General features: G+C 63.8%; 17 protein-coding genes and 1 pseudogene. 10 read left to right on the top strand and 8 right to left on the bottom strand.

The annotated features are described in order from the left end of the window. The first annotated feature begins 36 nt into the window (after window positions 1–36). The gene (locus HH213_RS26630; RefSeq protein WP_169114273.1) at window positions 37–639 is read left to right on the top strand and encodes a TetR/AcrR family transcriptional regulator; all 603 of its coding nucleotides are present in this window, start codon (window positions 37–39) and stop codon (window positions 637–639) included. A gap of 84 nt (window positions 640–723) precedes the next feature. Here the strand turns inward: HH213_RS26630 and HH213_RS26625 are convergent, their stop codons facing one another. Genes HH213_RS26625 through HH213_RS26605 form a run of 5 tightly spaced genes read right to left on the bottom strand, consistent with a single transcriptional unit; the run spans window position 724 to window position 5,229 of the window. Then, window positions 724–1,887 carry an ABC transporter substrate-binding protein gene (locus HH213_RS26625; protein WP_169114272.1) on the bottom strand — a complete coding sequence of 388 codons (1,164 nt, stop codon included), beginning with the start codon at window positions 1,885–1,887 and terminating at the stop codon, window positions 724–726. A gap of 35 nt (window positions 1,888–1,922) precedes the next feature. After that, window positions 1,923–2,630 carry an ABC transporter ATP-binding protein gene (locus HH213_RS26620; RefSeq protein WP_110848046.1) on the bottom strand — a complete coding sequence of 236 codons (708 nt, stop codon included), beginning with the start codon at window positions 2,628–2,630 and terminating at the stop codon, window positions 1,923–1,925. After that, window positions 2,617–3,381 (bottom strand): ABC transporter ATP-binding protein, encoded by a 765-nt coding sequence (locus HH213_RS26615; protein WP_169114271.1) that lies wholly within the window; start codon window positions 3,379–3,381, stop codon window positions 2,617–2,619. Before HH213_RS26615 ends, HH213_RS26620 begins: the two co-directional genes overlap by 14 nt. Beyond that, window positions 3,374–4,366, bottom strand: a complete 993-nt coding sequence (locus tag HH213_RS26610) for a branched-chain amino acid ABC transporter permease (protein ID WP_169114270.1) — start codon at window positions 4,364–4,366, stop codon at window positions 3,374–3,376. The genes HH213_RS26615 and HH213_RS26610 overlap by 8 nt, the downstream gene beginning before the upstream one ends. Continuing rightward, window positions 4,366–5,229 (bottom strand): branched-chain amino acid ABC transporter permease, encoded by an 864-nt coding sequence (locus HH213_RS26605; RefSeq protein WP_169114269.1) that lies wholly within the window; start codon window positions 5,227–5,229, stop codon window positions 4,366–4,368. The genes HH213_RS26610 and HH213_RS26605 overlap by 1 nt, the downstream gene beginning before the upstream one ends. A gap of 121 nt (window positions 5,230–5,350) precedes the next feature. On the opposite strand from HH213_RS26605, the gene HH213_RS26600 reads away from it, so the two are divergent. Further along, on the top strand, window positions 5,351–6,109 hold the full coding sequence (locus tag HH213_RS26600) for an IclR family transcriptional regulator (RefSeq protein WP_229263179.1): 759 nt from the start codon (window positions 5,351–5,353) through the stop codon (window positions 6,107–6,109). Between the two features lie 59 nt (window positions 6,110–6,168). Further along, window positions 6,169–7,266, top strand: a complete 1,098-nt coding sequence (locus tag HH213_RS26595; protein ID WP_169114268.1) for a calcium:cation antiporter — start codon at window positions 6,169–6,171, stop codon at window positions 7,264–7,266. Here HH213_RS26595 and HH213_RS26590 read toward each other — a convergent pair. Continuing rightward, window positions 7,267–7,634: pseudogene (locus tag HH213_RS26590) on the bottom strand (cupin domain-containing protein). A gap of 73 nt (window positions 7,635–7,707) precedes the next feature. Between HH213_RS26590 and HH213_RS26585 the strand changes: the two are divergent. The 3 genes from HH213_RS26585 to HH213_RS26575 all read left to right on the top strand — a co-directional run bounded on the left by HH213_RS26585 (window position 7,708) and on the right by HH213_RS26575 (window position 13,114). Then, a complete protein-coding gene (locus HH213_RS26585; protein ID WP_110848039.1) occupies window positions 7,708–7,902 on the top strand; it encodes a DUF1653 domain-containing protein in 195 nt (64 codons plus the stop codon). Between the two features lie 132 nt (window positions 7,903–8,034). Further along, a complete protein-coding gene (locus tag HH213_RS26580) occupies window positions 8,035–12,162 on the top strand; it encodes an ATP-binding protein (protein ID WP_169114267.1) in 4,128 nt (1,375 codons plus the stop codon). A gap of 70 nt (window positions 12,163–12,232) precedes the next feature. Next, window positions 12,233–13,114, top strand: coding sequence for a substrate-binding domain-containing protein (locus HH213_RS26575; protein WP_169114266.1), 882 nt, complete (start codon window positions 12,233–12,235; stop codon window positions 13,112–13,114). 10 nt (window positions 13,115–13,124) lie between these two features. On the opposite strand, the gene HH213_RS26570 is transcribed toward HH213_RS26575, so the two are convergent. Both HH213_RS26570 and HH213_RS26565 read right to left on the bottom strand, forming a co-directional pair. Further along, window positions 13,125–13,805: a Fe2+-dependent dioxygenase gene (locus HH213_RS26570; protein WP_169114265.1), complete on the bottom strand. Its 681-nt coding sequence runs from the start codon at window positions 13,803–13,805 to the stop codon at window positions 13,125–13,127. Then, window positions 13,802–16,024 carry a putative bifunctional diguanylate cyclase/phosphodiesterase gene (locus HH213_RS26565; protein WP_169114264.1) on the bottom strand — a complete coding sequence of 741 codons (2,223 nt, stop codon included), beginning with the start codon at window positions 16,022–16,024 and terminating at the stop codon, window positions 13,802–13,804. Before HH213_RS26565 ends, HH213_RS26570 begins: the two co-directional genes overlap by 4 nt. A gap of 326 nt (window positions 16,025–16,350) precedes the next feature. Here HH213_RS26565 and HH213_RS26560 point away from each other — a divergent pair, with 326 nt between their 5' ends. The 4 genes from HH213_RS26560 to HH213_RS26545 are packed head-to-tail and all read left to right on the top strand — an operon-like array spanning window position 16,351 to window position 21,021. After that, a complete protein-coding gene (locus tag HH213_RS26560) occupies window positions 16,351–17,478 on the top strand; it encodes a sialidase family protein (protein WP_229263178.1) in 1,128 nt (375 codons plus the stop codon). Further along, the gene (locus tag HH213_RS26555; RefSeq protein ID WP_110848033.1) at window positions 17,475–18,173 is read left to right on the top strand and encodes a hypothetical protein; all 699 of its coding nucleotides are present in this window, start codon (window positions 17,475–17,477) and stop codon (window positions 18,171–18,173) included. Before HH213_RS26560 ends, HH213_RS26555 begins: the two co-directional genes overlap by 4 nt. A gap of 29 nt (window positions 18,174–18,202) precedes the next feature. Continuing rightward, window positions 18,203–19,036: a hypothetical protein gene (locus HH213_RS26550; RefSeq protein ID WP_110848032.1), complete on the top strand. Its 834-nt coding sequence runs from the start codon at window positions 18,203–18,205 to the stop codon at window positions 19,034–19,036. Further along, window positions 19,033–21,021 carry an LTA synthase family protein gene (locus tag HH213_RS26545; protein WP_229263177.1) on the top strand — a complete coding sequence of 663 codons (1,989 nt, stop codon included), beginning with the start codon at window positions 19,033–19,035 and terminating at the stop codon, window positions 21,019–21,021. The genes HH213_RS26550 and HH213_RS26545 overlap by 4 nt, the downstream gene beginning before the upstream one ends. The last annotated feature ends 46 nt before the right edge of the window (window positions 21,022–21,067 follow it).

Below are 21,067 nucleotides of genomic sequence, written 5' to 3'. Positions count from 1 at the left end.
ATCAGAAACGCTACTGATTAGTAGCGAAACGTACCAATGAGTATTCTCTCCAAATTCAGCTTCAAAGACCAGGCGTTTAAACTGCGCGAGAGCGCCATCCTGGACGCGACCACCTCGGTACTGGGCACCAAGGGCTATGACCTGATGACTATGGACGATGTGGCCGGCGCGGTTGGCATCTCCAAACCGAGCCTGTATAAGCACTTCAAATCCAAGGAAGAATTGGTGGGCGAGGCGATGATCCGCCTGCTGGATGGCGCCATCGATCAGATGGCGGCGATGGATGCGGCGCTGACGCCGGTGCAGAAACTGTCGGCCCTGCTGGAGTGGGCGCTGCGGGTGCGGCTGGCCGGCGGCTTGCCATTCCTGCCATCGACCAGTGCGCATGTGCGCGATATGTTGATGCGCAACGTGAAGTATATGCTGCGCGTGGTCAAGTTGAACCGCCAGTTGGAAGCGCTGGTCAAGCAGGCGCAAAAGGACGGCGACCTGAACGCCGCCTTGCCGAGTGACGTGATCCTGTTCAGCTATTACGCCCGCACCTGCGATCCCGCCGTGGAATTCCTGAGCAAATTCAGCAAGATGAGCGACGACGCCATCGTGCAGCACATGCTGACGGTGGCGTTCAAGGGCCTCTGACGTCATTCCCGCGCATGCGGGAATCCATGCGCCGCGTGCAAGGCCTGCGCCTCAAGGGTTAAGGGTTGCCCGCAATGCCCGGAATTACTGGCCGGCTGCGTTCGAGCGCAGCAGCTGGCCTTTCAGCTTGCCGTTTTCTACCGACGCCACAATGGCGTTGACGATGGCGCCGCCCTTGGCGTCCAGTCCTTCCACGCTGGCCGGATTGTATTGGCCCGGCAGTTTGCGGAAGGCTTGATCCATCTGCGCGCGGATGGCGGTGGCGTCGCTGACGGTGCCGGCCAGCTTCATCGCCGCAATGGTGGCGTGTACTGCCGTATAGTTCAGCGCCACTTCGCTGCTGGGATCCTTGCCTTCGTTCAGCTTGCGATAGCGCGTGGTGAAGGCGACCGCATCGGGCCGGTCGTCGCCGCTCATCGGCATCACGCCGACCGCGCCTTCCAGCGTGCTGTAGCCGCCGGTGATCTTGGCCATCTCGTCCAGCTTGGCCTGGTCGAGCACGATGAATGCTCCCTTGAAGCCCAGCTCGCGCGCCTGCTTGGCCACCAGCGCGGTCGGTTCCGACGCACCGCCGATGAACAACACGTCCGGCTTGGCCTGGATCACGCGGCTGACGCCGCTGTAGAAGTCGGCCGCCTTGTTGTACGACATCGGATTGTCCGCTACCACCTTGCCGCCGGCCGCCTCCCATGCCGGCTTGAAGGCGGCCGACCAGGCTTTGGCGTAGTCATGATCGGCCTGGGCCAGCCCCACGTTCTTGCCGTATTTGCTCATGGCCGCCTTGATGAAGGGCGAAATATAGGTGGTGAAGTCGGGCGGAATGCGCACCGTCAGCTTGTTGCCGCGCTCAGTCGCAGCGGGCAGGCTGGTGTAGGCCAGCAGCAGCACTTTCAACTTTTCATTGGACGCCTGCGCTGCAAACACGCCGCCCGAGTGCGGTACCAGCACGGCGGCGGTCTGATGCTGCTGCACCAGGCGTTGCAGGTTAATGCCGGTCTCGCTAGGGTTGTATTTGTCATCCAGCGCGACGATCTCGACCTTGTAGCGCTTGCCGCCGATCTCGACCGGCGCAGCGTTGATTTCGGCGGCCGCCATCTGCATGCCGTTCAGCACGCTCTTGCCATACAGCGCCGCGCCGCCGCTCAGCGGGCCGGAATAGCCGATTTTGATGATGTCCTGCGCATGCGCGCCGCTGACGGCCAGGCTCAGCACGAGCGCTACTGCTTTGAAGCGGGGGAAATGGTACATGGTACGTCTCCTTCATTATAAGTATGACCACAATGCTAGGCGCCAATATAGGCCTTGCGCACTTGCTCGTTGCCGAGCAATTCTTCACGACTTCCTTCCAGGACGATCCGCCCTTGCTCGATGACGTAGGCGCGGCTGGCGATATTCAGCGCCGCATAGGCGTTCTGTTCCGCCAGCAGCACGGTCGTGCCGGCTTTATTGATGCGGGCGATGATCTCGAACATCTGCCTGACCACCAGCGGCGCCAGCCCCAGCGAAGGTTCATCCAGCAGCAGCGCCTTGGGCCGGCCCATCAGCGCGCGGCCGATGGCCACCATCTGCTGCTGGCCGCCGGACAGCGATCCGGCCGGGCAATCCTTCTTTTCATGCAGGATGGGGAACAGCGCGAACACGTCGTCGAGCAGGCGCTGGCTGCCCTTGCTGTCGCGCCGGTGGACGTAGCCGCCGAGCGTCAGGTTCTTCAGCACCGACATGCCGGGGAACAGTTTGCGTCCTTCCGGGCAGTGCACCAGTCCATCCTCGACAATCTGCGACGGCTTGCGGCCGACCAGTTCGCGTCCACCGAAGCGGATGCTGCCGCCGCTGGCGCGCCGCAAGCCGCTCATGGCGTGGAAGATGGAGCTCTTGCCGGCACCGTTGGCGCCCAGCAGCACCACCAGTTCGCCTTCGTCGGCGTGAATGTCGACGCCGTGCAGCGCCTGGAAGCTGCCGTAGGATAGCGATACCTTGTCAAGCGTGAGCATGGTCGCTCCCCAGGTAGGCTTCGATGACGACCGGATTGGCGCGCACTTCGGCCGGTGTGCCTTCGGCGATCTTTTCGCCGTAGTTCAGCACCAGGATCTTGTCGGCCAGATTCATGATCATGTCCATCTTGTGTTCGATCAGGCAGATGGTCAGGCCGCTGCGCTTCATTTTGCGGATCAAGTCGGCCAGACCCACGGTTTCCTCGGGATTGACGCCACCGGCCGGCTCATCCAGCAACAGCAGCGTGGGATCGGTGGCCAGCGCCAGCGCGAAGGCGACGCGTTTGCGTTCTTCCTGCGAAATGTCGCCGGCCAGGCGCGCCTCGATATGCGCCAGGCCGACGAAGTCCAGCGCGTCGCGGGCCTTGCGGCGGCAGGCGGCTTCCTCGTCGCGCAGGCGACGCGTGCCGAACACGACGTCAAGCAGGTTGGAGCGGGTGCGTATGCGATGGCCGACGATCAGGTTGTCCAGCACGCTGGCATTGTCGAACAGCGTGGTGGACTGGAAGGTGCGGCCGACGCCGATGCGCGCCATCTGGTCGGCGCGCAGGCCGGTGACGTCGCGGCCATCGATGACGATGCGGCCTTCGCTGAGCGGCATCACGCCACTGATCAGGTTGAAGAAAGTGGTCTTGCCTGCGCCGTTCGGCCCGATGATGGCGTTGATGGTGCCGCGCTCGAAGCCGACGCTGATGCCGTTGACGGCGCTTAGCCCGCCGAAGCGTTTGGTCACGGAGGTCAGTTCAAGCACGGCGCACTCCTTTGCCGGCGGGCAGGCGCACCGGCGGCACGCTCACCTGTTGCGCCGCCTTGCGCTTGCGACGCGCCATCCAGGTGCCGACAATGCCATGCGGCAGGAAGATCACCAGCGCCACCAGCAGCGGGCCGAACACGACGAAGCGATAGTCTTGCAGGAACTGCAACTGCTGCGTCAGCCACGGCATGCTGACCGCACCGAGCAGCGGCCCGGCCATGGTGCCGATGCCGCCGATCAGCATGTACATCGTCATGTCGAAGGTATGCTCGACGCTGGCCAGCTCCGGGCCGAGGAAGCGCACATAGCCGGCATACAGCCCGCCCGCCAGTCCCGCAAAGAACACCGACAGCATGAAGGCCAGCAGCTTGTTGCGCATCAGGTTGATGCCGAGCGCCTGCGCCAGATCGTCGCCATTGCGGATCGCCACAAAGGTGCGGCCCAGCAGCGAGTTGACGATGCGATGCATGATCCACATGCTCAACGCCAGGAATAGCAGCACCAGATAGTATTGCGTGCGCGGCTCGGAGAAGTCGAGGCCGAACGCGGACTCCGGCGCCGGAATGCCGACGATGCCGCCGGTGCCGTGCGTCAGGCTGTCCCATTTCTCGATCAGCAGGAACATGATGTAGCCGACGCACATGGTAAAGATCGAGAAGAAATGGGTCTTCAGGCGCAACGATACCAGGCCGACGAAGAAACCGATGCCGGCCGCCACCACGCCGGACAATGCGAACGCGATCCAGAACGGCACCTGGTAATCCACGGTCAGGATGCCGACCGTGTAGGCGCCGACCGCCATAAATCCGCTGTGCGCCAGGTTGAACTGGCCGGTGTAGCCGGTGATCAGGTTCAGGCCGACGGTGGCAATCGCATAGATATAGGCGGTCGACATCACAGTCAGGTGATAGTCATTGCCGGCCATGAAAGGGAAGGCCAGACCCAGCGCAAGCAGCGCGCTCCAGCCAATCTTGGCATTCATCAGTACGCTCCTTTGCGGAACAGGCCTTCCGGGCGCAGCGACAAAATCGCCACCAGCAGCACAAAGGCGATGATGTCCTTGTAATCGGTGGAGATATAGAACGCGCCGAAGGACTCGGCGAAGCCAATGATCAGCCCGCCGGCAATCGCACCCGGCACGCTACCCATGCCACCCAGCACGATGATCACAAAGGCCTTGGTAATCACCAGATGCCCCATCGAGCTGTAGACCAGGTTGATTGGCGCATACAGTACTGCGGCCATCGCAGCCAGTACGCCGGCGATGGCAAAGGTCATCATCGCCACCCGGTTGGCGTCGATGCCGACCAGCGCCGCGCCGTCACGGTTCTGCGCCATGGCGACGATGGTGGCGCCGGTGATGGTCTTTTTTAGGAAGAGCTGCAACAGCAGCACCAGCACGAACGCCGCCACGATAATCAGCAGCCGCTGCGCCGGTAGCGTGACATCGCCAAACGACAGGATCTGCGAGTAGGGTGTCGCCATGCGATGGAAGTCCGCACCCCACAGCGCCTGCACACCGGACTCGAGAAACAGCAGGATGCCGATCGACGCGATCATGTGATGCAGGTAGGGGGCCTTGCGCAGCGGATGGAACACCAGCCGCTCCGCCAGTACGGACAACAACGCGACGGCGACCGCCGCGCCGGCCATCGCCAGCCAGTAGTTGAAGCCCAGCCGCTCGATCAGGAAGAAGGCGCAATAGGCGCCGGCCATGTAAAACGCGCCATGGGCAAAGTTGGGCACATGCAGGATGCCGTAGACCAGTGTCAGCCCCAGCGCCACCAGGCAATAGACGCCACCCAACGTCAGTCCATTGAGGACCTGCTGCAGGAATAACTCCATCGTATCTCCATCATTATAGTTAGTTTTGCTGTGCGAAACCGTATTGTGTAAAATGGAATAGCACGAGCGTACGGCATTTTTAAAAGCCGGGCAAATGGTTTTTTTACAACAAGGAATGGCGATGCAGGCAGGTCTGGAAGAACGGTATTTCATCACGGCACTGGCGCGCGGACTGGACGTGCTGGCGTGCTTCCGCGTGGCCGATAAGGGGCTGAGCAACCAGCAGATTGCCGAACGCTGCGGCTTGCCCAAGTCGACCATCACGCGCATCACCTACACGCTGACCCGGCTCGGCTATCTGGCGCAGGACGCCAATCACAAATACGTGCTGGGCACGGCCACGCTGCGGCTGGGCAGCACCATGCTGCAAGGGCTGGATATCCGGGAGCTGGCGCGGCCGATGATGCAGGCGCTGGCCGATTCGACCGGCACCACAGTCGCCATCGCCGTGCGCGACCGGCTGTCGATGATTTATGTGGATGTGTGCCGCAGCACGGCGGCGCTGTCGTTGTCGCTACAAGTCGGCGCGCGGCTGCAACTGGCCGCCTCGGCGATCGGGCGGGCTTATCTGGCCAAGGCGTCGGCAGCGGAGCGGCAGGAAATACTCAGCCGCAGTCGGGAGCTGGATGACGTGGTCTACGACAGCATGCAGCAAGGCGTGGCGCGGGCACTGCACGATGAAGCGGAATTCGGCTGCGCCACGTCGTTCGGCGAGTGGCAGCAGGACATCAACGGCATCGCCGTCAGCTTCATGCCGATCTCGGGTGGACAGCGCATGTCGATCAACTGCGGCGGGCCGTCATCCAGCATCTCGCAAGAATATTTGCTGAACGAAGTACGCCCCCGCCTGGTCGCCATTGCCCGGCGGCTGGAATCCTGAAGCGGAAAAGTCTGCCATCTGTGCTAAGGTTGCCGCTGTTACCACAGTGAGCCCCGCACATGAAAATACAAGCCTCCCTCCCTATCTGGACCATCGCTGCACCCGTACTCGGCTGGCTGGCGATTGGCGGAAAGTCGCTGCTCGGCGGGGAGGGCGCGCCTTCGGCGCTGATGCTGGTGGTGCTGGCCGCCTGCTTGTTCGGCGGCGTGCTGGCCGCAGTGTTCCATGCCGAGGTGGTGGCGCACAAGATCGGTGAACCGTTCGGCACGCTGGTGCTGGCGGTGGCGGTGACCTCGATCGAGGTGGCGCTGATCGTCTCGCTGATGGTGGCGGGCGGTGCGGAAACCACCGGACTGGCGCGCGATACCGTGTATGCGGCGGTGATGCTGATCCTGAACGGCATGGTCGGCCTGTGTCTGCTGGCCGGCGGCAACCGGCACGGCGAGCAAAGCTTTACGGCCACCGGCGTGTCGGCCGCGCTGGCGACGCTGGCGGCGATTTCGGTGCTGACCATGGTGCTGCCGAATTACACCATCACCACGCCCGGTCCGTCCTACAACAGCAGCCAGCTGATTTTCATCGCGGTGATTTCGCTGGTTTTGTACGGCACGTTTGTGCTGGTGCAGACGGTGCGGCACCGCGAATATTTCCTGCCGCAGGAAGGGACGGCCGCCGAGGATGAGCATGGCCCGGTGGCCTCGTCGCGCATGGCGTGGGTCAGCGGCGCCTTGCTGCTGGTGTGCCTCGGTTCCGTGGTGTTGCTGGCCAAGTCCCTGTCGCCGTCGCTGGAAGCTGCGGTGCTGAAGATGGGCGCGCCGAAAGCGCTGGTGGGGATCATCATCGCGGCCGTGGTGCTGCTGCCGGAGGGGATTGCCGCGTTCCAGGCCGCACGTGCCAACCGGCTGCAGACCAGCCTGAATCTGGCGCTCGGCTCGGCGTTGGCCAGCATCGGCCTGACGATTCCCTGCGTGGCGATTGTGGCGTTGATGAACGGCTGGACGCTGACGCTGGGCATCGACATCAAATCGACCGTGTTGCTGCTGCTGTCGCTGATCGTTACCTCGCTGTCGCTGACCGGCGGCCGCACCACGATCATGCAGGGCACGATCTTGCTAACGATTTTTGCGGTCTACCTGTTCGTGACCATCGTTCCGTGATCAGGCCGCGCGGTCGATAATCACATAGTGCTTGCGGACCGGCTCGACCACTTCAAACACCCCTTGAACCCGGCGGGGATGACCATGGCGTCGCCGGGCCCGGCTTCGGCGGCGTTGCCATGCTCGTCGATCACGCGGCAACGGCCTTCCAGTACGTAGAAATACTCGTCTTTGTTGTCGGCGAAAGCGATGCGCCAGCTGCCGCGCTCGCAGGCCCAGATACCAGCGTTAACCTCGTTGCTGGCGCTGGTGAAATGATTCCAGGTCGTGCGCTGCGGATTGCCCTCCAGCCGGCGTTCTTCACGCGGATGGTCGTATTCGGGCGTCGGGGACTGAAGGCGGAATTGGGTTATGGTCGTCGTATTCATGGCAGAATTTTAACAGTTCAGCGACACGGCGACGGCGGGTAGAATGCCGTCTTTTATTTCAGGAAGGGACACCATGCGATTCAAGCACTACAAAGGCGGCGAGTACGAATTGGTCTGCGAAGCCACCATGGAGGCCGATCTGACGCCGCTGATCGTCTACCGCGCCGCTAATGGCAGTATCTGGTGCCGTCCACGGGCCGTGTTTTTCGAGGAGATCGAAGTGGACGGCAAACGCGTGCCTCGGTTTGCGCCGATTGTTGAGGCCTGAGCAAAAAGTACGGCGCCGGGCCGAGGTTGTCGCGTAAAATGACCGGTTCCATTGACCGCTTATTTTTCTATGCCATCCTCCGTGCCGCTTAGTACATCGTCCGATATCAACTGGCTTGCGGGCGGCGGCGAGATGGCGGCACTGATTGCCACTATCGACTGGTCGCGCACGCCGCTGGGACCGATCGACGCCTGGCCGCAGAGTTTGCGCACCACGGTCAGCCTGTGCCTGTCCTCGACCTTCCCGATCCTGGTGGCGTGGGGGCCGGAATACATCCAGATCTACAACGACGCCTACCGGCCGATTTGCGGCGGCAAGCATCCGGCGTCGATGGGCGAGCCGTTCAAGGTATGCTGGGCCACCGCCTTGCCGGTGGTCGGCGACAAGTTCGACCGCGCGCAGCAGGGCGAGGGCACCTACATCAAGGACCAGCGCATGTTCCTGGACCGCGACGGCTATCTGGAAGAAGCGTTCATGACCTTCTCGTTCTCGCCGATCCGCGACGAATCGGGCGAAGTCGGCGGCATCTTCCACCCGATTACCGAAACCACTGCGCAGGTGCTGAACGCGCGCCGTTCGCAAAGTCTGCGCGACCTGAGCGCCGCGATCGTCGATGCGCGTACCGTGGAAGATATCGGTCGCGACCTGGCTGGCCAGTACGAACAGCTGTCGCTGGACGTGCCGTTCCTGTTGTTCTACCAGCGCGACGAGGACAGTGGCCAGTTGCACCTGCGCGGCAGCGCCGGCATCACCGCCGGCAGTACGCTGGCGCCGCAACAGACGCCAATGGACGATGAATACTGGCCGTTCAGCCATGTCGCGGCGAGTGGCAAGGCGTTGCAGATCGACGGTCTGGCGGCGCGCTTTGGCGCCACGCCTTGCGGCCCGTATGAAGAAGCGCCGAATTCCGCGCTGGTGTTGCCGGTCAGCCTGCCGGGCCAGCAGGAGGTGTTCGGTTTCCTGGTGGCCGGCGTCAGCGCGCGGCGCGCAGTGGACCAAGACTACCGCAACTTCTACGCCCTGCTGAATGCTGCCTTCAACACCGCCGTCGGCAACGTCACTGCCTATGAACAGGAACAGCGGCGCGCCGAGGAACTGGCGCGCATCGACCGCGCCAAGACCGCATTCTTCTCCAATGTGTCGCATGAATTCCGCACGCCGCTGACGCTGATTCTTGGCCCGCTGGATGACGCGCTGGCCAACGACGGCCTGTCGCCGGAACAGCGCCGCCGCATCGAAACCACGCACCGCAACGCATTGCGCCTGCTTAAGCTGGTCAACTCGCTGCTGGATTTCTCGCGCATCGAGGCCGGCCGCGTGCAGGCCAGCTACCAGCCGGTGGATCTGGCGTGGCTGACGGTGGAACTGGCCGGCGTATTTGAATCGGCCATGATCAAGGGCGGCTTGCGCTACACGCTGGACTTGCCGCCACTGGCGCAGCCGGTCTACGTCGATCGCGATATGTGGGAAAAGATCGTCTTCAACCTGCTGTCGAACGCGTTTAAATTTACGCTGGCCGGCGAAGTGACGCTGACGCTGCGCGAACACGCCGGCATGGTGCGGCTGTCGGTGCGCGACACCGGCGGCGGCATTCCGGCGCACGAACTGCCGCGCACTTTCGAGCGCTTCCACCGCATCGAAGGAGCGCCCGGACGCACCTATGAAGGCAGCGGCATCGGCCTGGCGCTGATCCAGGAACTGGTGCGTCTGCACGGTGGCCAGATCGCGGTGCAGAGCGTGGTGGGCGAGGGTACGCAGTTCGATGTGGATATCCCGTTCGGCCACGCGCATTTGCCGCCCGAACGCGTGGTTGCGGCGGATGCCGATCCGACGCTGACCAGCAGCGGCACGCCGCGCACCGGCGCCGCGTTTGTCGAAGAAGCGCTGCGCTGGCTGCCGGATGCAGACGAGAACAAGCCCGTCACACGCCATGATCATGGCGACGACGAGGTGACCGGGCCGCAGCAGCACCGCCCGCGCATCCTGATCGCCGATGATAACAACGACATGCGCGCCTATCTGAAGTCGCTGCTTGACCCGCACGCCGATGTGACGGTCAGCGCCGACGGCCAGGCGGCGTTCGAGCATCTGTTGCTGCATCCGTGCGACCTGCTGCTGAGCGACGTTATGATGCCAAGGCTGGACGGCTTCGGTCTGATCGCCCGCATTCGCGCCACGGAAGCGGTGCGCCATCTGCCGGTGATCCTGCTGTCCGCCCGCGCCGGCGAGGAAGCCAAGATCGAAGGCTTGCAGGCCGGCGCCGACGATTATCTGGTCAAGCCATTTTCCACCAACGAGCTGCTGGCGCGGGTGCTGCGCCAGGTGACGCTGGGGCGCGAACGCGAGCAGCAGCGCCAGGATGGCATGCTGCGCGAGGCCTACTTCCATGCACTGATCGACGCCTCGCCGGTCATTTTGTGGACCACCGACGCCGCTGGCCAGACCACCTATCTGAGCCAGCGCTGGTACGACTACACTGGCCGCACGCCGGAACAGGATCTGGGTGTCGGTTGGCTGGAGAACGTGCATCCCGACGATATGGAGCACGTTCGTCAAGCCTTTGACGCTGCATGCGCAGCCGGTACGCCATATTCGGCAGACTTGCGGCTGCGCCGTCATGACGGCGTTTATCGCTGGTGCATCGACGCCGGCATGCCGCGCATGGGCGACGATGGCAAGCCGGCCGGCTTTGTCGGCACTGTGATCGATATCCATACGCGCAAGATGTTGCAGGAGCGCTTTGCCCGCGTGGCCGGCGCCGGCGATATCGGCGTGTGGCATGCGGATGCGCCGTTCGACGCGCTGCGCGTCAATCCGCAGATGGCGGCGCACATTGACCTGGCGGGGCAGGAGACGATGTCGATAGAACAGCTGCTGGCCGTGGTGGACACCGAGGATCGCAAGCGCCTCGCGGGCGGCATCACGGGTGCCTTGCGCGACGGTGTGCCGCTTGATGTGGAGTTCCGCGTCTCCGGCGTCGCCGCTACCGATACCGAGACCGATACCGAGACCGATACTGCGGCGCGCTGGCTGCGTGCCGTCGGCTGGTGTGACGTCGACGACCAATGCCAGCCGACGCGCTTCGATGGTATCAGTCTCGATATCACCAACCACAAGCACGCCGAGATGAAGCTGCAACGGCTGGCCGGCGAACTGACCGAGAAGAACCAGCGCCAGAGCGAATTCCTGTACACGCTGGCGCACGAGTTGCGCAATCCGCTGGCGCCGATCCGCGCCGGATTGGAATTGATGGCGGCGCGGCCGGTAGGCGCCGCTGCGGGCGACCTGCAAGGCATGATGCTGCGGCAGGTCGACCACATGGTGCATCTGGTCGATGACCTGCTCGACATCGCGCGGCTGGCGGAGGGCAAGGTCACACTGCGGCATGAGCGTGTGCCACTGGCCGATGTGGTCAGCGATGCGGTAGAAATTAGCACGCCGCTGATCAACAAAGGCGCACACCAGTTGTCGTTGAAGCTGCCCTCGGCGCCGCTGATCATGGAGGTGGACCGCCATCGCATCGCGCAGGTGTTGAGTAATCTGCTGAACAACGCGGCCAAATACACGCCGAACGGCGGCCGCATCGAGCTCGCCGCCCGCGTGGCGGATCGCGAAGTGGTGCTTAGCGTATCGGACAATGGCATCGGCATCGAGCCGCAGTTGCTGTCGTCGGTATTCGATATGTACGCGCAGGTGCCGGCCGGCCAGGCGATGGCGCAGGGTGGCCTGGGCGTGGGACTGAACCTGGTGCGACAGGTGGTGCAGCTGCACCATGGCCGAGTGCGCGCAGAAAGCGCCGGTGTTGGACAGGGTAGCCGCTTTACGGTATGGCTGCCGCTGGCCGAACAGGAGGCGTCTACCGGGCAACCGGTGATGATGGACGCGCCGGCGTCTGCGCCGCAGGCAAGCGGTCTGCGGGTGCTGGTGGTGGACGATAATATCGACGCCGCCGAAACCCTGGCGGCGCTGCTGGAATTCAGCGGCCATCAAGTGCAGGTGGCGCACAGCGGTGCGGCGGCGCTGAGCAGCGCTGCGGTGTACCTGCCGCAGGTGGTATTCCTCGACATCGGGCTGCCCGACATCAGCGGCCACGAGGCGGCGCGCGCGCTGCGCCGCATGGAAGGCATGGCCGGCGCCCGCATCATCGCGCTGACCGGCTGGGGCACGCCGTCCGACAAGGAACGCTCCAGCGCCGCCGGTTTCGACCAGCATCTGACCAAGCCGGTCGATTTTACTCTGTTACTGGCCGCGCTCACTTGACGTTCAGCCCGCCAGGCATCAGGATGGGGAGATGATAAAAACATGGTCTCTCCACCTCACGGTAGCTTGCTTGCTGCTAGGCGCTGCTACCGGCGTGCAGGCTAAAGGCTGCATCGGTTTCATTCCCAGTGGCGGCGGTGGCATCTTCTGGAAGGGCGTCAATAGCGGCGCCATCGAAGCCGGCAAGGCGCTGGGCTACGATATCTATTTTCGCGGCCCGCAGGAAGAAAACCAGGCCGGGATCCAGACCGCCGTGCTGGAGATGGTCAGTCAGCGCGGCTGCAACGCGCTGGTGATTGCGCCAGGTTCCGCGGACATGGCGCTGGCGGTGGAGAAGCTGCAACGCAGCGGCGTCCCGGTGATCTACGTGGACCGCACGCTGGGTGCACCGTCGGCCACCGGCATGGTCGGCACCGACAACTTCAAGGCAGGACAACTGGCCGGCGAAGCCATGGCCAAGCGCCTGAAAGGCAAGGGCGCGGTGCTGCTGTTTCGCATGAAGCAAGGCTGGCAGACCACCGATCAGCGCGAGAGCGGCTTCGCCGAAGCCGCCGCCCGCAAGGGCTTGCAGGTGATCGATGGCGGTTATCTCGGCGCCGTGTATGGCGAAGCGTTCGTCAACGCTTCGTCCGCGTTGGTCAGTCAAAAGGGCAGATTCCAGGGTGTCTTCGCGCCGAACGAAGCCACCAGCATGGGCGTGCTGGCGGCCTTGCGCGCGCAGCGTCTGGCCGGGCACGTGACCTACATCGGCGTCGACGTCACCGACCAGTTGCTGGAAGGCCTGCAAAGCGGCGCGGTGACCGGCCTGGTGGTGCAGGCCGCGCACGCCATCGGCTATCAGGCGGTACAGATGGCGGTACGCGCCGTTGACAAGAAGCTGCCAGCCAACCGCCGCGTGACGGTCGATGCGATCTACCTCACCCAGGAGAATATCGATTCCTACATTCCCTAGCGCGCCGTGCTCAAGCTTCGCTCCACTGTCGTAGCAGGTTGTGGTAGATGCCGGTGAGGCTGACGATTTCGTCGGCGTCGCCGGCGCGGGTGCGCAGGGATTGAATATTGCGGTCGAGGTCGAGGAGCAGATTGCGCCTGGCGTCGTCGCGGATCATGCTCTGGGTCCAGAAAAAGGCGCTGATGCGGGCGCCGCGCGTGACCGGTTCTACCCGGTGGATGCTGGTCGATGGATAGACGATCAGGTCGCCCGCCGGGAGTTTGACTTCATGCGTGCCGTAAGTGTCTTCGACCACCAGCTCGCCGCCATCGTATTCGTCGGGATCGGTGAGGAACAGCGTCGACGACACATCGGTGCGCAGCCACGGCGCGGCGCCCGCGACGCGGCGCATCGCGCCGTCCACATGGTTGCCGTAAGTACCGCCGCCGCTGTATTTGTTGAACATCGGCGGGCAGGTACGCAGCGGCAGTGCGGCGGCGAAGAACAGCGGGTTGGCGGCCAGCGCGTTGAGGATGATCTGGCCCAGTTCACGCGCCAGCGGTCCGTGTTCCTCCAGCTGCATATTCTGCTTGACTTGCGCACCCTGCGCGCCGACGGTGGCGCGGCCGTCGATCCAGTGGGCGTCGTGCAGGCGCTGCCGCATATAGGCCGCCTGGTCGGGCGTCAAGACGCCGGGAATGTGTAACATCATTTGCTTGCTGCTCCTTGAATAAATAAGTGTTCCAACGCCGCCGCCGACATCGGCTCGCTGAAATAGAAGCCTTGCGCCTGGTCGCAGTGCAGTTGGCGCAGGAAGTCGCGCTGCTGTTCGGTTTCCACGCCTTCGGCCACCACCGTCAAGCCCATGCTGTGGGCCAGCGCGATGACGGCGGCAGCAATGGCGCCGTCGTCGTTGCTGGCGGCGCGCTTGGCGGCGATGTCGCGCACGAAGGAGCGGTCGATCTTTAGCGCGTTGATCGGGAAGCGCTTCAGGTAGGACAGGCTGGAATACCCGGTGCCGAAGTCGTCGATGGCCAGTTGCACGCCCATGTCGCTCAGCCGCTGCAAGGTCTCGGCGGCGCTGTCGGGCCGTTCCATCAACACCGATTCGGTGATTTCCAGTTCCAGCCGGTCGGCCGCACAACCGGTGTCGGCCAGCACGCGCGCCACCATCGCGTCCAGGCCCGGCTGGCGGAACTGGCGCGCCGACAGGTTGACCGCAATCCGCAGGTCGGGCAGGCCGGCCTGGCGCCACGCCACCTGTTGCGCGCAGGCGGTGCGCAACACCCATTCGCCGATCGGCACGATCAGGCCGGTTTCTTCGGCGATGGTGATGAAGGCGTCCGGCATCACCAGTTGCTGGCCGGCCGGCTGCCAGCGCAGCAGCGCTTCGGCGCCGAGGATGGCGCCATCGGCCAGGTCGATCTGCGGCTGGTATTTCAGCTGCAACTCGCCGCGCTCGACGGCGTGGCGCAAGCCGCTTTCCAGCGTTAGCCGGTCCAGCGTACGGGCGTTCATTTCTTCTGAATAGAACTGGTAATTGCCACGCCCCATGGCCTTGGCCTGGTACAACGCAGCATCGGCATTCTTCAGCAGCGTCTTGCCGTTGTCGCCGTCGCGCGGATACAGGCTGATGCCGATGCTGCACGCCGGCGCCAGTTCGTGCCCGTGGATTAGCATTGGCTCGAACAGGGCGTTGAGGATTTTCTGCGCCAGCGCGGCGGCGATGTCTTCGGTCGGCAGTTCGGGCAGCAGCACGACGAACTCGTCGCCGCCGAAGCGCGCCACGGTGTCGGCGTCGCGTACCGCCTGCTTGAGGCGGCGGCCGACTTCGATCACGACACGGTCGCCGGCGTCGTGCCCGAGGCTGTCGTTGATGGTCTTGAAGCGGTCCAGGTCGAGGAACAGCATGGCGACCTGGTTGCCGCTGCGGCGCGATTGGGCGATCGCCTGCGACACCCGGTCCAGCAGCAGCGTGCGGTTGGCGAGGCCGGTCAGCGCGTCGTGCCGCGCCAGGTGCATCAGTTCTTCCTCGAACTGCTTGCGCTGCGAGATGTCTTCGATCACCGCCACCAGCGCCGCATCGCCGGCATCCGGCTGCATGGCGGTGACGGTGGCCTTGACCCACACGCGGCGCCCGTCCCTGCACAGGTAACGCTTCTCGCGCGACGAGGTCTCCAGCTCGCCGTGCGCCAGCGCGCGCAATAGCGGCGCGTCGATCTGCCAGTCTTCCGCCGTCACCAGGTCGGCCACGTGCATGCCGCGCAGTTCTTCCTCGGTATAGCCGACGATGTCTTGCAGCTTGCGGTTGACGCGCAGCCAGCGGCCGTCGGCCGACAACTGCGCCAGCCCGACCGCCGCCTGGCCGAAGGCGCCACGGAAGCGCGCCTCGCTGTCGCGCAGCTGCTGGCGGCTGGCCTTGATATAGGTATCGAGCGCCAGGCCCATGTCGAAACTGGCCACCTTCATGAGCGCGCTGTAAGTGGGCAGGAACCGGCCGGGACGGTCGCGCAGCAGGTCTTCCAGCACCGGGCCGAGGTCGCCGAGGTATTTGCGGTAAGCGCCGATATACCATTCCGGCGCCAGGCCAATGCGCTGGTGCGCCAGCCCCACGCGCAGGCGGTGGCGCACGTAGTCGCTGCCGTAGTCGCCAGCGGTCAGCGACTGAAAGTAGGCGGCCTGCACCTGATACAGGCGATCCAGCACCACCGGGTCCTTCAGCAGGCTGCGCAGCACCGGGATGGTGTGCAGGTGGCGGTAGAAGCCGGCGATGACGTCGGGCAGACGGGGTTGCAGCAGCGGATGAATCTCGCGCAGCAGTTGGATATCTTCCGCCGTTACCTCCAGAAACAGCAAGCGCTGCTGGATTTCGGCGTCGGCGGGCATCATGTGGCTGGCGGTACGGTCCAATTCGCTGGGTTTTGCAAGCATGCGGTGCTTCCTGTGGTCGGCCGGCGCGCAGGGGCGTGCCGCGCACGGTAAGCAATGTAAGCCGCATCTTGTCAAAAAGAAATGTCGCAGATCAAGTCTGATCCACTCTCGCAGGATTTCAAAAATGTCGCGCGTTTACATAAACGCTATATTTTCCTGTAGGATACCGTCTTCTTCCATAAGCAGGACGGCCACAAGCCTTGCTGTTGCGGAGGTTGTTATTATTTGGGCAAGGGAATCATACTGACGGCTTCCTTCATGTCCCGATCTCTGGAGACGGAATGGGAGTTTCACGCCCACAAGGGCAACGGCCAGGCAAACTGGCAGTGCTGATATGTTTAACGGTTGTCGCAGTGGTGGCTGTCGCCGAAGGCTGGCGCGGCTCGCGCACGGCACAACAACATGCCCGGACGGCCACCGTGGCCGCCGTGGCGGCGCCGCCGCCGATCACCCTGACAGAAATTTCCCGCGCGATTATTCCGATGCCGCCCGGTGTGCCGTCGGCGCACGCCAGCGCCCTGGCGCAGCTGCCGCATGGCGACCTGATCGCCTTCTGGTGGGCCGGCAGCCGCGAAAGCGGGCCGGACGTCAAGGTGTACGCCTCGCGCTGGCGCAACGGCCAGTGGAGCAATAACTGGATCGTGGCCAGCCGCGATTCGCTCGGCGACGCGCTCGGCCATGGCGTGCGCCGCATCGGCAATCCGGTGGCGTGGACCGCCGCCGACGGCACCGTGCATTTGTATGTGGTGGCCACCGGCATGGGCGGCTGGGCCGCGTCGCGCGTGGTGCAGCTGCAATCGAATGACGAGGGCGCCACCTTCAAGGTGCGGCGCGTGCTGCCGATGTCGCCGGTGTTCAATACCAGCGTGCTGGTGCGCGCGACCCCGGTCGGCCAGGCGGACGGCGGCTGGTGGCTGCCGGTCTATTTTGAAATCGGCCACAAATACCCCATGCTGGTGTCGTTCGACGCCAACGGCGATCCGCAGCGCCTGACCCGCATCGGCGTGCGTACCCGTTCGCTGCAGCCGACCTTGGTGCAGGTATCGCCGACCGAAGTGCGCGCCTGGATGCGCGACGCCAATAAAGAACGCTCGGTGGTGCAGCAGGCCGTCAGCCATGACGGCGGCGAAAGCTGGGACGATCTCGGCCCGACCACGATCCGCAATCGCGGCACCTCGCTGGCGGTGCTGCGCCTGCATAACGGCACGCTGCTGATGCTGGGTAACCAGGGCACCTCGAAGGCGACTGCGCGCAGCACGCTGGCGTTGTCGATGTCGGCCGACGGCCATCACTGGCGGCACGTGACCGACATTGTCAGCGGCCAGCCGCGCGACGAGTTCTCGTATCCGGCCATGTTCCAGGTCGGCGATGAACTGCACATCACCTACACCTACCAGCGGCGCGCCATCGCCCACCATCGCCTGAAAATCGTAGAGGGAAAGGATCCGCTATGAGCTTGCCCGATCTGGCACTGCAAATCATTTATGCCCGCGTGGCCTGGGGACTGATCGCCGCCGCCATGCTGCTGTCGGTGCTGCCGACCCTGCTGCCGCGGATCTTTCCGCAACTGGCGCAGCGCTCCAAGGCCATCGTCGCCATTACCATCGCCATCATGATGGCGCTGCCAGGCGCCGGTTCGCCGGCTTACTGGCTGACGCTGATATTCCAGTATCCGAGCGGGCTGCTGGCCGGCTACAGCCTGGTGGCGCTGTGCGCGCGCTGGACCGAGCGTCCGGTCGACTTTTTGCTGCATCCGGCGTTTGCCCTGGTGCTGACGCTGGTTGGCATCGTGCTGTACCTGGACGCCTTCGGCGTGCTGGCACTGGGGCTGTATTATCGCGGCTTTGATTCCGACGCGGCCGCGCTGCTGGCGATTGCCGCCGCAGTGGCTGGCGCGGCGGCGGTGCTGATGCGCTGGGCCGTCAGCGGCGGCGCGGCGCTGTTGGCCGCCGTCTTGCTGTTCTCGTTGCTGCGTCTGCCGACCGGCAATCTGTGGGATGCGCTGCTCGACCCACTGCTGTGGGCCTGGGCGCTGGGCTCGGTGGTGGTGGCTGCGCGCCGTTATTATTACAGCCGCAGCGGGCGTCCGGTCACGGCGCCAGAGCCGGCGGCGGAGCTGGCGCACGCCAGCGGTGTTGAACAACTTTAATATAAACATACTAAAACTGGGAGTGGTACATGGCAGAACAGAAGTGGTATATCCATCCGGTGATCGCGGTCGGCGTCCTGATGAACATCTTCGTGATGGGACTGGCGCTGGCCTTCTCGCACGACCATGACGCCATGTGGCGCCTGCTGGTGGAAGACGGTATCGTCGAGTGGATGCAATTCCTGTGCTTCACCCTGTTGTCCGCCTTGCTGGGTTTCCTGGCCGTGGAACAATGGCAGCGCGAACCGAAAATCAACCTGCAACTGCTGGCGTTCGTATTCCTGTCGGCGCTGGTCGGCCTGGCGGCGCTGGAAGAAATCAGCTGGTTCCAGCGCGTGCTGCACATCATCCCGCCGGATTTCTTCCTTCAGAATAACCGTCAGGGCGAAACCAACCTGCACAACCTGGCGATGGGCAAGAGCAGCCTGCACAAGGCCGTGCTGCTGAAGATTATCGTGATCGTCGGCCTGACCCACACCATTTTCCTGCCGCTGCTGGCGCGCAAGCGTCCCGCGATCCGTACCTTCGTCGAGAAATTCGGCCTGTACCTGCCGCCGGTGTGGCCGTCGGTAATCTACGTCGTGCTGGTCATCCTGTCCAACGTGCTGGTCGATCACCCGCGCAAGGGCGAGCTGGGCGAAGTGTTCGGCGCCGTGCATTACCTGACCACCACCGTGGCCGCGTACTTCTTCGGCGTCGGCTACGGCAAGCAGCCGGTGTTCCTGCCATCGCGCGACAGCCGCAACATCGCCACGCTGTTCTGCATGGTGCTGGTGTTTATGCTGCTGATCGGCTGGATGCTGAGTGCCGGCGCGGGCGCGGGCGCCTACATCGCTTCCCATCCAGGCTTTGGCGCTGAATGATGTTTTATCGTCCTGAGAGCCGGCTGACGCGTTGCGCCGCCTGGCTGGCGCGGCTGACGCTGTGGGCCGGCCCGTTCGCCGGCGTGCTGCAATTGCTGCTGCTGGGCCTGGTGATCTTTTCGTTGTCGCGCGCCGGGCTGATGGCCTGGCAGTGGACGCGGGTCGCCGCCACCGGCATTCCCGGCGAGATGCTGGTGCAGGGCGTGCGTGCCGACCTGATCATGCTCGGCTACCTGATCGTCTTGCCGGTGGTGCTGGCGCCGTTGCTGGCGCATCAGAAGACGTTGCGGGCGTGGAAGACGCTGAATGTCGTCTGGGGCACGCTGGCACTGATCTTCATCATCTTCATGGAACTGTCGACGCCGCAGTTCATCATGCAGTTCGACATCCGTCCGAACCGCCTGTTCATCGAATACCTGTCGTATCCGACCGAAGTGATTGCCACGCTGTGGCATGGCTTCCGCATCGCGCTGGTGCTGGGCATTGTGTTCACGGTGCTGCTGGGTACCGGCATCTACAAGCTGCTGAAAGCCGCCTCGGTGAATATCACGACGTGGCGTCCGCTGCCGCTGTTGCTGGTGTGGCCGTTGCTGGTGCTGCTGGTGGCGTTCCAGATCCGTTCGACGCTGGCGCACCGTCCGGCCAACCCGTCGATGTTCGCGCTGACCGGCGACGCCATGGTCAACTCGCTGATCATCAATTCGCCGTGGTCGGTGATGGATGCGTATGGCGCCATGAGCCACGAAGCCAATTCGTCCGAAATCTACGGCAAGTACCCGCGCGACAAAGTGTTCCCGACAGTGAAGAGTGCGCCATGGCTGCGCGATCTGCAATTTACCTCCGCCGAGCTGCCGACGCTGCACAAGCAGGAAGCGGTGATGCAGCGTGCACGTCCGCTGAACCTGGTGATCGTGCTGGAAGAAAGCCTGGGCGCGACCTTCGTGCAGTCGCTGGGCGGTTTGCCGGTGACGCCGGAGCTGGAAAAGCTGAAGCAGGACGGCTGGTGGTTCGAGCAGCTGTACGCCACCGGCACCCGTTCGGTGCGTGGCATCGAGGCGGTGGTGGCGGGCTATCCGCCGACGCCGGCGCGCAGCGTGGTCAAGCTGTCGCTGTCGCAGCAGAATTTCTATACGCTGGCGGCTGGCCTGGGCAAGCAGGGCTATCACACGGAATTCGTCTACGGCGGCGAAGCGCACTTCGATAATATGCGCGGCTTCTTCACCGGTAACGGCTTCCAGAAAGTGGTGGACCGGCGCGATATGAACCCGGTGTTTGAAGGCAGCTGGGGTGCGTCGGATGAAGACTTGTTCAACAAGTCACTGGAGCGTTTGAAGACGCTGCACGATAGCGGCAAGCCGTTCTTCAGCCTGATTTTCTCGTCGTCCAACCATGAGCCATTCCAGTTCCCGGATGGCCGCATCACCTTGCATGACAAAGAAAAGCAGACGGTGAACAATGCGGTCAAGTACGCCGACTATGCGCTGGGTCGTTTCATCGCCGAGGCGAAGAAGCAGGACTACTGGAAGGACACGGTGTTCCTGATCGTGGCCGACCACGATAACCGCGTGTACGGCGACAGCCTGGTGCCGATCAATAAGTTCCACATTCCCGGCCTGATTCTGGGCGCGGATGTGAAACCGAAGACGATCACCACCATCGCCAGCCAGATCGACCTGGCGCCGACCCTGTTGTCGCTGATGGGCATATCGAGCGAGCATCCGATGATCGGTCGCGATCTGGCGCGTGATAGCGACACGCCGGGCCGGGCGTTGATCCAGTTCGATAATTACTTCGCGTGGCTGGAAGGGTCGTCGGCGACGATTCTGCGTCCGAACCAGGCGCCGTTGCTGGGACATTACGATGCGGCCACCGGCGTGTTGACCACGGGCGGCGTGCCGGATGCCGCGCTGGTCGATAAAGCGATGTCGCACGTGGTGCTGCCATCGATCCTGTATCGCGAACAGCGCTACAAACTGCCGCGCTAGGCGCTGGCCCCGCAGGCGTCAGCCTCGACGCGTGCGCTGCCACTTA

The sequence above is a fragment of the Duganella dendranthematis genome (genome assembly GCF_012849375.1).
Classification (GTDB): Bacteria; Pseudomonadota; Gammaproteobacteria; order Burkholderiales; family Burkholderiaceae_D; genus Rugamonas; species Rugamonas dendranthematis.
Note: the sequence above shows the minus strand (reverse complement) of the source record. Positions and strands in the feature narration are given on the sequence as shown.